Below are 12,338 nucleotides of genomic sequence, written 5' to 3'. Positions count from 1 at the left end.
GCTGGCGCCACATAGGTGCCGAAAGTTGACAGAGAGATAGAAGACAATGAGCGAATGGGAACGCATATTCGGCGCGGGCGTCTCCGCCGAAGCTGTCATCAGTGGGATCAACGCTTCGTGGAGCAGGGAAGAGAGGGAAGCAGCCAAAGAGGCGAAGCAGAAGCGGTTCCTGGCTTCGATGGCGTATGGGGGAGATGAGAGCGCGAAGGCAGCGCTCCTCAAAGAGCTCAAAGACGCTTCCATATCGGACCACTTGCCTGTCGCAGACCGAAACGTCGCAACCCTCCTTCGTTCGCCGGCAGGTGATTTCTCCACGCTGGTCGCACGCTACCGGATCCCAGAGCCACTTGCTGCGCTAATAGACGAGATTTTCGTGTCGATCAGGCAATCAGAGTGGACCGAACAGAAGGGGTATCTTCAGGCCTTGGACTGGCTCATCAAGTGCTTCGATGCAATCAAACCCGGCGTGGATCTACGCTTCATCGTCGCTCGGTTCGCGGCGTCAACGGCTGCAACCGGAATGGCTTGCATGAGAAAGAAACAAGACCTGGCGTGTTTACGCGTCGCGCAACCTGCCTTTGATATTCTCTGCGCGCGTGCAAGAGGCGTCCTGGTGCCAAAGACAATGGTCGCTTTAGCGATACGGGCCATTGAAACCGCCTTAGGGGGCACCCTTGAAGACCCGTATGCGTTCCAGCCATATTCCGAGCTCGGCCGCCATCGTGGTGCACTCGCAACAATGGCTTTTGCTCTGGCCGAGATGCCAATCACAGCGGCGACCATTGCGGCTGAGACAGATTTTTCACCGAGAATTACTGGCGATATTTCGAAATACACCTTCTGGCACTTGCATTCGCAGGAGCTGCTGAAGTTACTTGAGGAGGCACCCAGTACGCGTCTCGCGGTCATCAACCTTGATAATACTGGCGAAACACTAGATAGCTTGTTCCATGTTGCGGGGTAGCGGACGACTCTTTAATCTACCGTGCCGAATTTCGGGACGATTTCATCGGGGTAATCCCCCCGCAAAAGTGATGAGGTCAGAAGTAGAATTTTCTCGTTGAGGAGTTCTACCGCATGAAGAAGTCGAGATTTACGGATGCTATCGGTATGTCGCCAAGACGGACGCCGAGAACGAGGAGATCGCCAACTGGCTGCTACGTCTGACAGACAACCACCGCAACTGGGGCTTTGGTCTGTGCTTCCTGTATCTGCGCAATGTTCGAGGCTTCGGCTGGAACCATAAGCGTGTGTACCGGATCTATCGCGAGCTCGAACTGAACCTGCGGATCAAGCCGCGTAAACGGCTAATTCGGCAGACGCCCGAGCCACTGACCGTGCCGACCAACGTGAACCAGGTATGGTCGATGGACTTCATGCATGACCAGCTTGCCGATGGGCGCAGCATCCGCGTGTTCAACGTGATCGACGACTTCAACCGCGAAGCGCTGGGCATTGAGGTTGACTTCTCGCTGCCATCCGAGTGCGTGATCCGCACGCTCAAGCAGATCATCGGCTGGCGGGGAAAGCCCTTGGCCATTCGGTGCGATAACGGGCCCGAATACCTGAGCGCGGCAATTGTCGACTGGGCCGGGGCATGGGGCATAAAGCTCGAATATATCCAGCCGGGCAAGCCACAACAGAATGCCTACGTCGAACGGTTCAACAGGACCGTGCGCTACGAATGGCTGTCCCAATATCACTGGGAAGATCTGGAACACGTACAGCGCGTCGCCACACAATGGATGTGGTCCTACAATCACGAGCGCCCAAATATGGCTCTGGGCGGATTTACCCCAAAACAGCGGTTAGCCATGGCCGCGTAGCGTTCCTACTTCTGCCAATCGCTAAAAATGGGGGGATTACCGTAGATATCTGCTCAGGGTCGGAAGTCGCCTGTCGCGCGTCGGAGGGCGGCGACCGGCCAGAAACCGACCATCGCCTAATATCGTCACACAGGCTCAAAAATAAAACGCGAAAGGGATTTGTATGAGTAATCCATGGTGCTATCTGCTGCGCAGATACGGCGAGGAAATAGGAATGCCAACGCGGGACGAGATCGCGGTAGCCGTAAGAGAGCTATACGAAGAAACCTTGCTGGGCATGACTGAAGGCGACTACGAAGAACACGGGGATGGCTCGCTGCGATACGGCTATGACGAAGGGCCAATGTACGAGCTTCAAATTACACGTGGTGGGATTGCACGCTTGACCGAGTGGGCCGATCAGGAGTACGAGACGGAATTGTGCCCAATGAGAGAGGTTGAAGCGCTTCCGCAGGAGAAAGCAGTCCTGTTATGGGAACTCCTAGCTTCGGGAGAAATCGAGGCGGTTCGCTCTCACTTCCAGGTGGCTAAGCGGCCACTATGAGTCGTCATTGGCCAGTCATCAAGGGCGCCTCACGGCCAGAAGCGGCCGTTCCGTGCCTATCTCGTTAGTGCCAAAAGTGAAAGCCACAACTAATCTCGGTCGCCTGCGGGGTGTTTGACAGGAGCTGAAGCAAGACAATTGGATCGTGGCCACGGTGCGCAACGACCATGACTGGCGTGCATCGCCCCCTCATGTCTGTCCTTGGCGACGGGTACCTCCTGCGTGCGATGGTGCACCCGTATTAGCCACCGGGTCACAGGTCTCCTGCCCCAGCCGGTTCACCTCGGGTAGACCGCCTCGCTGCTCGCGCTGCCCGCGCCACCGGGGGGCAGCAGCAGGCAAACATTTCGGAACGTCAATCAAACGCGCTGCTGCCGCACCCACTGCTGCACGCTTTGACGCTGCCACTGCTGGGCGGCATAGACTTTGAGGCGTTCAGGGACGGCGTCACCGTTCATGATCAAGCGGTGGAGCATCAGCGCCAGTTCGGTATCCACGATGCACCAGCTGCCAAAAAGGTTTGCAGCCCGCGCGGGCAGCAGTTGCTCGGCCACCTGGAACAGTTTGTCAGCAGCTTCGCGCGCGGCGGCGCTCAAGGGCGTCTCCGTAGGTTGGATGAACACAGTGTCCATTCCGCGCTCGTTGCGAATAGGCATAAGATCGCTGCGCAGCCAGGCCTGGACCTGTCGGGCACGGGCGCGCAATTTTGCGTCTTGTGGGTAGACTGCAGCATACGCGGGCGGTGCGAAAACGTCTTCCAGATATTCGCTGATGGCGCTGGACTCCGACAAAGTGAAACCCTCGTGCACCAGCATGGGCACCCGGGCCGTCAGGGACTGCTGACGATACGCGGCTTGCAGGTGTTGCCGAGCAGCCAGGTCAACACGTTCGGTGGAGAACGCAATGCCTTTCTCAAGCAAGGTGACGTACACGGAGAGCGCGTAGGGGCTGGTGAACTGGTGGTCAACAAATAGGGTCGGCATGTTCTGCGGCACGGGAGGATTCCAAAGATAAATCGTAGGTGAAGTCTATGGGTGCGGCCGGCGTGCGCAAAACGATTTATCTTTGACACCCTTGCCAAATAAATTCACATAAACCCATGTCAGATCTACAACGGTTGCCCAATCTGCTGGCCTTGCGCGCCTTTGAGGCCGCCGCCCGGCATCAAAACTTTTCCCGCGCCGCCGATGAAATCCACGTCACCCACGGTGCGGTCAGCCACCAAGTCAGGGCGTTAGAGCAAGACCTGGGTGTCGCCCTGTTTACCCGTCATGGCAAGCGTTTAACGATCACCCAGCAAGGTGCGCAGTTCGCGCAAACGGTGCGCAACGCATTGCAGGACATCGTGCAGGCGACCCAAGCGATACGCGAAGAGACCCGGCAAAAGCGAATCACGGTGTCGTCCATCCCTTCGTTTGCCGCACGCTGGCTGGCTCCGCGCCTTGGCAAATTTATTGAACAGAACCCGTGCACAGAGTTGGTTTTGCAGACCAGCGGACAGCTGCAGGACTTGGTGCGCGACGGTATTGATGTGGGCATACGTTTTGGCCAGGGTCAATACCCCGGCTTGGCGGTGGAGCGCCTGATGGGCGACGCGTACTACCCGGTTGCAAGCCCTGGCTACAACCAGGGGCGTCTGCCGAGCACCCCACGGCAGCTCAAACCAGCGCAACTTCTGCGCTCGGATGAGCCCTGGCTGCCTTGGTTTCAGGCAGCGAATCTGAAGCTTGCCGAGCCCACCGGAGGCGTTCGCTTTCAAGATCTGTCGATGCTGATCCGTTCGGCCGTGGCAGGGAACGGCATTGCGCTGGTGCGGCATGTGGTGGCGATGCAGGAGATTGCCTCGGGTGAGCTGGTGCGGCTGTTTGACGTGGCGGTCAAAAGCCCATCGCACTACTATCTCGCCTGTCCGCCGGAAGCACTACACAAACCCCACGTACAGGCGTTTCGGCAATGGTTGATGGAGGAAATCGCGATCTTCAAGACGCAGACTGGCCAAGCGGTGGATTGAACAGGGCGGTTGAGAACTACCATCCGTTTTCGGCACGTGCCCATTAATATCGGTTGATCGCATGTATCGCCCACCGCTTTCCAAGAGGATCCAACGTGTTTTCACATATTTTCGTGAGTGTGACTGACTTCGAGCGATCGCTGCGTTTTTATCGCGCTGTCCTGGAGTGTCTTGGGGTGGAGATGCGCTTTTGCGACGCCGACATACCCTGGGCTGGCTGGCATGACACACGCGGCACACGCCCCTTTTTCGTAATCAGCAGACCATACAACGGCCTACCGCAGCACCCGGGAAATGGACAGATGATTGCCTTTGCTGCAAAGTCTCGGGCAGTCGTTGATGCGGCCCATCGAATCGCGTTGGAGAACGGCGGAACCTGCGAAGGCCAACCCGGCGTACGACCGCAATACCACGCCAATTACTATGGCGCCTATTTCCGCGATCCAGACGGAAACAAGTACGGTGTCGCTTGCCATTGCCCGGAGACGGCAGATTACTGAGTATCGGCCAGGTAGCAATTCAAGAGGCAGCTTCCGCCCGACGTTGTGAGAAAAGGCGAGATTCCAGAGCAAACCGGAGTTTTGATTCGTCCTGGCCGGCGAGCGGTCGCTTGCGGCCAAGACGAGCCATTCCTAGCTTAGAAGTCTATACTCGGCGCCCCGCCAATTTGCGTAATAAGCCAGGGCCCATGAAAGCAAGAGAATTACTCATCGCTACGCTAGGAACGTTGGTTTTGACCCAACCGTCACCATCCTTCGCTCAAAACATCAACGGGAAGACCCTCTACACGCAGAGATGCGCGATGTGCCACGGTGCAGATATCAAGGGCACAGGGCCATTGGCTAAGAAAAGCAACCCTCCCACGCCTGACCTCACAACTGCTGCGTTCAAGAAGCGGCTCAATGATTATCCTGGCGTCATTGTCTCGTCGGTAATACTTCGTCCGAACGGAGACCTGATTCCGAGAACGTTGAGAGAGAACGGCGTAAAGCTGGCGCCGCACTCCTGGACCGTTCAGGATTTTCGCGATTTGAACAAGTACATGAGCGAGGTGATTTCCAAGAGCCGATAACGGCGCGTTGACCGCCTGACCGCTTCGGGTCGAGGCTGTGTGAAAACTCTTTGACGCCGCTACGGAGATCTAGATAGAGTTTGGTATCTCGATCCCGGGAGTCGACATGCCCCGATTCATCGAAGGTCAGGACCGGCAGCAGGTAGCGTTGATCCCGGAATGCCTGGATGACTTCATCGCCAACGACAACCCGGTGCGCATAATCGACGCATTCGTCGACGAGCTCAACTTGGAATCGCTGGGATTTGAGAAGGCGGCGCCAGCAGCTACCGGCCGCCCGTCGTATCACCCGGCCGTGCTGCTGAAGATCTATATCTACGGCTACTTGAATCGGGTCCAGTCCAGTCGTCGACTCGAGCGAGAGTGCCAACGCAACGTCGAACTGATGTGGCTCGTCGGCCGTCTGGCGCCAGACTTCAAGACCATCGCCGATTTTCGCCGTGACAATGGCTCGGGCATTCGCAACGTTTGCCGGCGGTTTGTTGCCGTATGCCGAGATCTCAAGCTATTCAGCCAAGCCCTGGTTGCCGTTGATGGAAGCAAGTTCAAGGCAGTCAACACGCGCGACAAGAACTTCACGGCTGCCAAGATAGACAAACGTCAGCAGCAGATTGAGGAGAGCATCCATCGCTATCTGGCGGCGCTCGACACAGCCGACCGAACGCAACCTGTCGAGATCGAGGCCAGGACCAATCGGCTCAATGACAAGATCGAACGTCTGCGCAAACAAATGCGCACGCTTGATGACGTCAAGGAGAAGCTCAAAGACAGTCCAGACGGTCAACTGTCGGTGACCGACCCGGATGCCCGCTCGATGGCCACCAGCGGCCGGGGCTCGGGGATGGTCGGCTACAACGTGCAGATGGTTGTCGAAGCCAAGCACCATCTGATCGTCGCGCACGAAGTGACGAACCGAGGACACGACAGGGACTCATTGGCATCGATGACACAAGCCGCGCGGCAGGCGATGGGCAAGAAGCGACTGCGTGCGATTGCCGATCGCGGCTACTACAGCGCGCCTCAGATCAAGGCATGTGCAGAGACAGGTATTGATGCGATCTTGCCCAAGCCGACGACTTCCAATGCCAAGGCCGAAGGCCGCTTCGACCGTTCGGACTTCATTTACATCGCGAAGGACGACGAGTACCAGTGCCCTGCGGGCCAGCGCGCCATCCATCGGTTTACGCGGGAGGAGAATGGTCTTCAATTGCGACGCTACTGGAGTAGTGCCTGCCCACAATGCGCGATGAAGGAGCGATGCACACCTAGCGCGTATCGGCGCATCAGTCGATGGGAGCATGAGGCCGTGCTTGAGGCGGCGCAGCGCCGTCTAGACCGAATGCCAGATGCGATGAAGGTGCGGCGGCGCACGGTGGAACATGTGTTCGGCACGTTCAAGCATTGGATGGGCTATACGCACTTCCTAACTCGTCGCTTGGGCAATGTAAGCACGGAAATGAGCTTGAATGTACTGGCCTATAACCTCAAGCGGGTCCTGCGCATCCTGGGCTTCCAGCAAACGATGAAAGCGATGCTGTCGATGGGGGGATGAGCCCTTCTTGTGACCAATAACGTACCTCAGGCCCTATCCGGGCCGACCAAACGGCTTTGAGTGAGCCCTGCATCGAAAAATGAAGTGAATACCGCCCAAGTTGATGCGGTCCAGGCGATTGCGCTGTGGCAGTCAGGACGAAAAGCGTTTCCACACAGCCTCGGTCGACAACGGTCATTCCTAACGGGTGGCCGAGCCGGCCAAGTGCAACCTGACACAGGACGCACGATGAACGCGACCACCTCTCTCTCGCCGGGCTCGATCCTTGCCGGGCCTTGATAGTTGGCGGGCGCCGCTGCGCCGCCCATTACCACCATGGAATATTCCGGCCAATCATCTATGCTGAATGACCATCCAGAAACCGCTCGGCATCCAACGCCGCCATCGACCCGAAGCCGGCGGAGGTAATCGCCTGACGGTAGTGCTGGTCGGCCACGTCCCCAGCGGCGAAGACGCCCTCAATGGATGTCTGAGTCGCATTGCCGCGCAGGCCAGAGCTGATTTCCAAGTATCCGTTGTTCATGGCCAATTGGCCGTCAAACAAGCTGGTATTAGGACTGTGGCCAATCGCCACGAAGAGCCCATGAGCGTCGATATCGCGACTACTGCCATCCTGCACAGATTTGATGCGAACTCCCGTCACACCCGCGTCGTTGCCAAGCACTTCGCTAACCTCGTGGTTCCACACCATCTCTACCTTGCCTTCGACGACTTTCTTGAGTAGCTTGTTCTGAGTAATCTTCTCCGCCTTGAGCCTGTCGCGTCGGTGTACCAGGTAGACCTTACGGGCGATGTTGGCCAAGTACAGCGCTTCTTCGACCGCCGTGTTGCCACCGCCTACTACCACCACGTCTTGCCCGCGATAGAAGAACCCATCGCACGTCGCGCAGGCCGAAACGCCGCGCCCCATGAATGCCTCCTCCGACGGGAGGCCCAGATACTTGGCGGTCGCGCCGGTAGATATGATCAGCGCATCAGCGGTGTACTCGCCGCTGTCGCCTGTAAGCTTGAACGGGCGCTGTGCCAAATCCGCGGTATGGATGTGGTCAAAGACCACCTCGGTCTCAAAGCGCTCGGCATGGCTTTGCATACGGGCCATCAGATCCGGACCCGTCAGGCCATGCATATCGCCAGGCCAATTGTCGACCTCGGTGGTGGTCGTCAACTGCCCGCCCGGCTGCAAGCCCGTAATCAGCAGTGGCTTCAGGTTGGCACGGGCCGCGTAGACCGCAGCAGTCCAGCCTGCGGGACCCGAGCCCAAAATAATCAGCTTTCGATGGTTCTTCATACCGTCGTTCATGATGAGTCCTTTCTCCTGAGTTCGTATTTGCGCAAGGGGCCAGTCCGTTTCCAATCGGCGTTTCTGACGGATCAGCCCCGCAGCCCATGAACTGCCCAGGCAATCAGCCGGGACGACCGCTTCCCCCCCTATCAGTCCTCGCACCACCGGTATAGGTCAACGCGCCCAGCACGATCGCAACTAGCAAGAGCGCGGGCACGTCACCCAACATATGCCCCATGTGCGACCCAGGGCTGTAGGACTGAACCGCCATGATCAAGCCGTGCACGACACTCGACCATATCGCGAAGTCGATCAGCGACCGATTCGCCATCGGATCGCGTGAAGCGCGGATCAGCAACACCCCGAGCGTTGCGTACATGCCCACAATCATCATGAAGTAGTGAGAAGAGGCAGGCGGCCCTTCATGCCACATCCATCCCGACGGCCATACGACCGCCAGCGGATAAATCAAGCAAAATATGACCCCGATAACAAGAAGGGCGATCTTCAGAAGTTTCAAACGGGACGTCGACATTTTTTTCTCCGGTAGCCGAGCGTATTAACTCACTCGGGTTTTAAGATCCATTCACGCGGCAGGGCATACGCCCGATTACGCTTAAGAAACCAAGGCGTAAGCCTCTTGCTGCTCCTGACTGAACTTTGTCTGCACCCAGCGTGAGATCTCACGTGCGGACAAATTTCCCAGGAACCGGCCAAGTTCCCGGCCGTACTCGCCATACAACACGATCATCGGCACAGCTGCGACCTTCAACGAGTTCAGCAGTTGGGAATCCGTGGCAGCATTGACTTTCACAACTCGAACCTGCCCGCCAAAATCTTCAGCAGCCTTTTCAACTGCGGGCCCCATCGTCGTGCACGGGGGGCACCACGGCGCTCCGATGTAAAGCAAAATCGGAACGTTGCTCGAGCGTGCCAAACGGTTAAATGCCGTGGCATCCAGCTCCTCTACTTTCCCGACCCAAGATGGCACGGTCATGTTCATCGCCTCACCTTTTCAACTGGCAGCTGGCCTCGCTGAGGCCGGCCGCCTGGCTATGTGACTAACGCGTCTTATACGAATGCAGCCAGTTCCGCACGCAACGCCTGCTTCGGCATCGCTCCGAGGAGCTCCTTGGCGACATTCCCGTCCACGAAGACCTTTAATGCCGGGATGGACCGTACGCCATATCGCCGCGCCAGTTCGGGATGCTCGTCGATGTCAACCTTGACCACCTGCAGCTTGCCAGCGAGTTCGTCGGAAAGCTCCTCCAATGAAGGGGCGATGGCTCGGCAAGGCGGACACCAAGGCGCCCAGAAATCGACCAAGACCGGCGTCTTGCTCTGAATGACATCAACTTCGAAATCACTAGTGGTGGTGTTACGGGTAGCCATTTGGAACCTCCATAAAACGCGATTGCTTAATGCACTGATTAGTTGATTGCAGCGAGACTTCCGCTGGACTCGAAAGTCGGGTAATCGGTGTAGCCCTTGGCTCCAATCACCCCGTAGAACGTGGACCGGTCAGCCTCTGCGAGTGGCCACCCGTTCTTCATGCGCTCCACCAGATCGGGGTTAGCGATGTATGCCGTGCCGAACGCGATCAAATCAAGCTCTCCTTTTGCAAGCTCAGCGTCGGCCAGATCCTTGGTAAAACCACCAGCGCCGATCAGAGTGCCCTGGTACGCCTTGCGGAAGGCGGCACCAAAGCCAGCGGGCGTGCCCGCGGCCGAAATAGTCGTCTGATAGTTCAGGTGGACAAATGCCAAAGTTCTATCGTTCAAAGCTGCAGCCATGCTGGCCCACGCTTCTTCCTCGCCGTCAAAGGCCTCCATGTCATAGATACGGCCGAACGGTGAGACACGCACACCCACCTTTTCACCACCGATCGCGTCCGCCAGTGCATCAAGCGTCTCCAGCAAGAAGCGTTGACGATTGGCGATCGAGCCGCCGTATTTATCGGTGCGGGTGTTCATTGCGCTACTCAGGAACTGATCAAACAAGAAGGCGTTGGCCGCCATCACTTCGACCCCATCAAAGCCTGCATCCATGGCGCATCGAGCAGAGGCAACAAAGTCCTGGATGACGCGACCCACTTCGTCTGTGGAAAGCGCGCGCGGCTTGCTGGGCAAAACCGGACCTTCTTTGCCCGGCTCTACCCATGCATAAACCATGGTCGACGTCGCCGGCACCTCGCCTGAAGACACCGGCGCGCCATTGCCCGGCTGAGTGGAATAGTGAGACAGACGGCCTACGTGCCAAAGCTGAGCGAAGATCTTGCCGCCCTTCGCATGCACAGCGTCAGTCACCTTGCGCCATCCTTGGACCTGCTCGTCGGTGTACAAGCCGGGCGTATACAAATAGCCGCGGCCTTCCTCGGAAACTGGCAGACCTTCCGTAATAATCAAGCCCGCCGACGCGCGCTGTGCGTAGTAGAGAGCAGTCAGGTCATCAGGGATGTTCTCGGGCGTCCGAGTCCGTGTCATCGGCGCCATGACGACACGGTTGGCCAGTTGCAGACCGGACAGGTCGTAGGCGGTAAAAAGTTTGCTCATGATGCGTTTCTCGATTGGGATGCAACCCCGTTCGGAGCTGCTGGTTGCAATGCGTGTGTGATGCAGTCCGGCCTTAGCCTTCCAAGACTTCCAGCGTGGAGACGACCCGAATGGCCTTGGAGAAGTTGGCGCGGTTTACCGACGTCTTGCTCACCACATCGTGAAGTTCCTCCAGGCGTTCGCGCGGGGCGTCGGCGTGCAGGCGAACGACATAGCTCACTTCGTCATAGCCGGGGTTCACGGTTTCGTCCAACCCGAGGAACCCGCGCAGATCCAGCTCGCCTTCGGTCTCAATCTCCAGGCTGTGCACCGTGATTCCCATCGCCGCGGCGTTGACCACGTAGCCGACCGTCAAGCAGGCATTAAGCGCTGCCATCAACAGTTCTTGCGGATTAGGCGCGGAGTTCTGACCGAGCAATTCGTTCGGTTCATCAGCCGCGATTTCGAAGTTGCGTTCGTACTTCACTCCACTGAGCGAATAGTGGCTTACCGTTGCGACTGAGCGGGTCTGGCCGGCCCATTTCGTCTTGACGTTGAAGCGGGCATTCCGCTTTGAAGCATCCTCGGCTATGCCTTTTGCGAACTGCTGAAGCGCGGCGACATCGATACCATTGGGCATGTTGGTCATTTCAATATTCCTTTCTGATTACGCGTATGTACGCAAGAGGTCGCGCGGTGCCGGATGGCGCCGTTTGATCCAGTTGATTGATGCGATAAGTTCAAGTGGTGAATTAGTGGGAACAGCCATCAATGCCGCAGCTCCCACCTTCTGCGGCACCGGTAATTTCTTCGGCCGCCTCGCGCGCGGCATCTAGAATTGCTCGCTCGAAAACACTGACGTCTCGCGCACCCGACACAAAGACGCTGTCGTTGAATAGGAACAACGGCACACCATTGGCAATGCGGCTCGCCCTACTCTCGTCACGTTGAATTTCGGCGGCGATACGCGCGGATTCGAGGTCAAATGACGTGTCGGTAACGCCAACTTCTTTGGCCAAAGCAATCAGCACATCCCGATCAAAAATATCGAGTCCGTCTGTTGTGCCAGCCTTGTACAGGCGCTCCATCAACCGCTGCGCGAGTAGTGGATCGCCAATGTTCTTGAGCAGCGCATGCGCTTTAGTCGTGTCTCCAAAACGCATGGCGTCGAAGTTGTAGACGAGGCCTTCCATAAGACCATTGGCGCTGACCGCCTCCATCATCCGATCCGCAGCAGCGGCTCCGCCAAGCTTCTGCTGCAGGGCGGTCTTGTAGTCCATCGGAAGCACGCCCTTGGCAAGACGGTAGGCACGGTTGCTCACCTCGACCTGGACCTGGCCGGCCAACGACACAACCGCCTTTTCAAAACGCTTTTTTGCAATCCAGCACCACGGACATACAAAGTCAGACCATACTTCCACGTTCACAGTTTTCATTGATATTTCCGTCCTACCAAACGACAACCCTACCATGTAGTAGGTAGGCTAATAGGTTAAAAAAATGGCTGCATTTATCCCTCC

14 protein-coding genes and 1 pseudogene are annotated in these 12,338 nt (G+C 57.5%); 7 read left to right on the top strand and 8 right to left on the bottom strand.

Features of this window, described 5'->3' with window-relative positions; translation table 11 throughout:
- The first annotated feature begins 46 nt into the window (after positions 1–46).
- From AC6LJ2_RS16940 to AC6LJ2_RS16930, 3 genes and pseudogenes are all read left to right on the top strand, one after another.
- Positions 47–964, top strand: a complete 918-nt coding sequence (locus AC6LJ2_RS16940) for a hypothetical protein (RefSeq protein ID WP_054457916.1) — start codon at positions 47–49, stop codon at positions 962–964.
- A gap of 136 nt (positions 965–1,100) precedes the next feature.
- Positions 1,101–1,826, top strand: a pseudogene (locus AC6LJ2_RS16935) (IS3 family transposase); the annotation flags it as partial.
- 163 nt (positions 1,827–1,989) lie between these two features.
- Entirely contained in the window at positions 1,990–2,370 is a 381-nt protein-coding gene (locus AC6LJ2_RS16930; protein WP_156337449.1) for a hypothetical protein, read from the top strand.
- A gap of 359 nt (positions 2,371–2,729) precedes the next feature.
- Here AC6LJ2_RS16930 and yfcF read toward each other — a convergent pair whose 3' ends face one another.
- On the bottom strand, positions 2,730–3,353 hold the full coding sequence (gene yfcF / locus AC6LJ2_RS16925; RefSeq protein ID WP_054457919.1) for a glutathione transferase: 624 nt from the start codon (positions 3,351–3,353) through the stop codon (positions 2,730–2,732).
- A gap of 116 nt (positions 3,354–3,469) precedes the next feature.
- Here yfcF and gcvA point away from each other — a divergent pair, with 116 nt between their 5' ends.
- The 4 genes from gcvA (at position 3,470) to AC6LJ2_RS16905 (ending at position 7,005) form a co-directional block, all read left to right on the top strand.
- The gene (gene gcvA, locus AC6LJ2_RS16920; protein WP_054457920.1) at positions 3,470–4,381 is read left to right on the top strand and encodes a transcriptional regulator GcvA; all 912 of its coding nucleotides are present in this window, start codon (positions 3,470–3,472) and stop codon (positions 4,379–4,381) included.
- 95 nt (positions 4,382–4,476) lie between these two features.
- Positions 4,477–4,881, top strand: coding sequence for a VOC family protein (locus AC6LJ2_RS16915; protein WP_082401260.1), 405 nt, complete (start codon positions 4,477–4,479; stop codon positions 4,879–4,881).
- A 188-nt stretch (positions 4,882–5,069) separates the two neighbouring features.
- Positions 5,070–5,453: a c-type cytochrome gene (locus tag AC6LJ2_RS16910; RefSeq protein ID WP_082401261.1), complete on the top strand. Its 384-nt coding sequence runs from the start codon at positions 5,070–5,072 to the stop codon at positions 5,451–5,453.
- A gap of 106 nt (positions 5,454–5,559) precedes the next feature.
- A complete protein-coding gene (locus AC6LJ2_RS16905; RefSeq protein ID WP_498151780.1) occupies positions 5,560–7,005 on the top strand; it encodes an IS1182 family transposase in 1,446 nt (481 codons plus the stop codon).
- A 337-nt stretch (positions 7,006–7,342) separates the two neighbouring features.
- Here AC6LJ2_RS16905 and trxB read toward each other — a convergent pair whose 3' ends face one another.
- The 7 genes from trxB to AC6LJ2_RS16870 form a co-directional block, all read right to left on the bottom strand.
- Positions 7,343–8,305, bottom strand: coding sequence for a thioredoxin-disulfide reductase (gene trxB, locus AC6LJ2_RS16900; RefSeq protein ID WP_054457922.1), 963 nt, complete (start codon positions 8,303–8,305; stop codon positions 7,343–7,345).
- 103 nt (positions 8,306–8,408) lie between these two features.
- The gene (locus AC6LJ2_RS16895; protein ID WP_054457923.1) at positions 8,409–8,822 is read right to left on the bottom strand and encodes a DUF6632 domain-containing protein; all 414 of its coding nucleotides are present in this window, start codon (positions 8,820–8,822) and stop codon (positions 8,409–8,411) included.
- 81 nt (positions 8,823–8,903) lie between these two features.
- Positions 8,904–9,290 (bottom strand): thioredoxin family protein, encoded by a 387-nt coding sequence (locus AC6LJ2_RS16890; protein ID WP_220389118.1) that lies wholly within the window; start codon positions 9,288–9,290, stop codon positions 8,904–8,906.
- A gap of 68 nt (positions 9,291–9,358) precedes the next feature.
- Positions 9,359–9,679: a thioredoxin gene (gene trxA, locus AC6LJ2_RS16885; RefSeq protein ID WP_054457924.1), complete on the bottom strand. Its 321-nt coding sequence runs from the start codon at positions 9,677–9,679 to the stop codon at positions 9,359–9,361.
- Positions 9,680–9,717: 38 nt separating this feature from the next.
- Positions 9,718–10,839, bottom strand: a complete 1,122-nt coding sequence (locus AC6LJ2_RS16880) for an alkene reductase (protein WP_054457925.1) — start codon at positions 10,837–10,839, stop codon at positions 9,718–9,720.
- A 73-nt stretch (positions 10,840–10,912) separates the two neighbouring features.
- On the bottom strand, positions 10,913–11,467 hold the full coding sequence (locus tag AC6LJ2_RS16875; protein WP_054457926.1) for an OsmC family protein: 555 nt from the start codon (positions 11,465–11,467) through the stop codon (positions 10,913–10,915).
- Between the two features lie 103 nt (positions 11,468–11,570).
- Entirely contained in the window at positions 11,571–12,254 is a 684-nt protein-coding gene (locus tag AC6LJ2_RS16870; protein ID WP_054457927.1) for a DsbA family oxidoreductase, read from the bottom strand.
- Positions 12,255–12,338: the final 84 nt, after the last annotated feature.

Source organism: Achromobacter sp. 1014246743 (assembly GCF_059760725.1).
Note: the sequence above shows the minus strand (reverse complement) of the source record. Positions and strands in the feature narration are given on the sequence as shown.

What these genes read in the sequence shown, in the direction of transcription:
- AC6LJ2_RS16890 (WP_220389118.1), bottom strand. Translation starts at nt 9,290, where the DNA reads ATGAACATGACCGTGCCATCTTGGGTCGGGAAAGTAGAGGAGCTGGAT.
- AC6LJ2_RS16895 (WP_054457923.1), bottom strand. Translation starts at nt 8,822, where the DNA reads ATGTCGACGTCCCGTTTGAAACTTCTGAAGATCGCCCTTCTTGTTATC.
- AC6LJ2_RS16880 (WP_054457925.1), bottom strand. Translation starts at nt 10,839, where the DNA reads ATGAGCAAACTTTTTACCGCCTACGACCTGTCCGGTCTGCAACTGGCC.
- trxA (WP_054457924.1), bottom strand. Translation starts at nt 9,679, where the DNA reads ATGGCTACCCGTAACACCACCACTAGTGATTTCGAAGTTGATGTCATT.
- AC6LJ2_RS16910 (WP_082401261.1), top strand. Translation starts at nt 5,070, where the DNA reads ATGAAAGCAAGAGAATTACTCATCGCTACGCTAGGAACGTTGGTTTTG.
- trxB (WP_054457922.1), bottom strand. Translation starts at nt 8,305, where the DNA reads ATGAACGACGGTATGAAGAACCATCGAAAGCTGATTATTTTGGGCTCG.
- AC6LJ2_RS16940 (WP_054457916.1), top strand. Translation starts at nt 47, where the DNA reads ATGAGCGAATGGGAACGCATATTCGGCGCGGGCGTCTCCGCCGAAGCT.
- AC6LJ2_RS16870 (WP_054457927.1), bottom strand. Translation starts at nt 12,254, where the DNA reads ATGAAAACTGTGAACGTGGAAGTATGGTCTGACTTTGTATGTCCGTGG.
- gcvA (WP_054457920.1), top strand. Translation starts at nt 3,470, where the DNA reads ATGTCAGATCTACAACGGTTGCCCAATCTGCTGGCCTTGCGCGCCTTT.
- yfcF (WP_054457919.1), bottom strand. Translation starts at nt 3,353, where the DNA reads ATGCCGACCCTATTTGTTGACCACCAGTTCACCAGCCCCTACGCGCTC.
- AC6LJ2_RS16905 (WP_498151780.1), top strand. Translation starts at nt 5,560, where the DNA reads ATGCCCCGATTCATCGAAGGTCAGGACCGGCAGCAGGTAGCGTTGATC.
- AC6LJ2_RS16875 (WP_054457926.1), bottom strand. Translation starts at nt 11,467, where the DNA reads ATGACCAACATGCCCAATGGTATCGATGTCGCCGCGCTTCAGCAGTTC.
- AC6LJ2_RS16930 (WP_156337449.1), top strand. Translation starts at nt 1,990, where the DNA reads ATGAGTAATCCATGGTGCTATCTGCTGCGCAGATACGGCGAGGAAATA.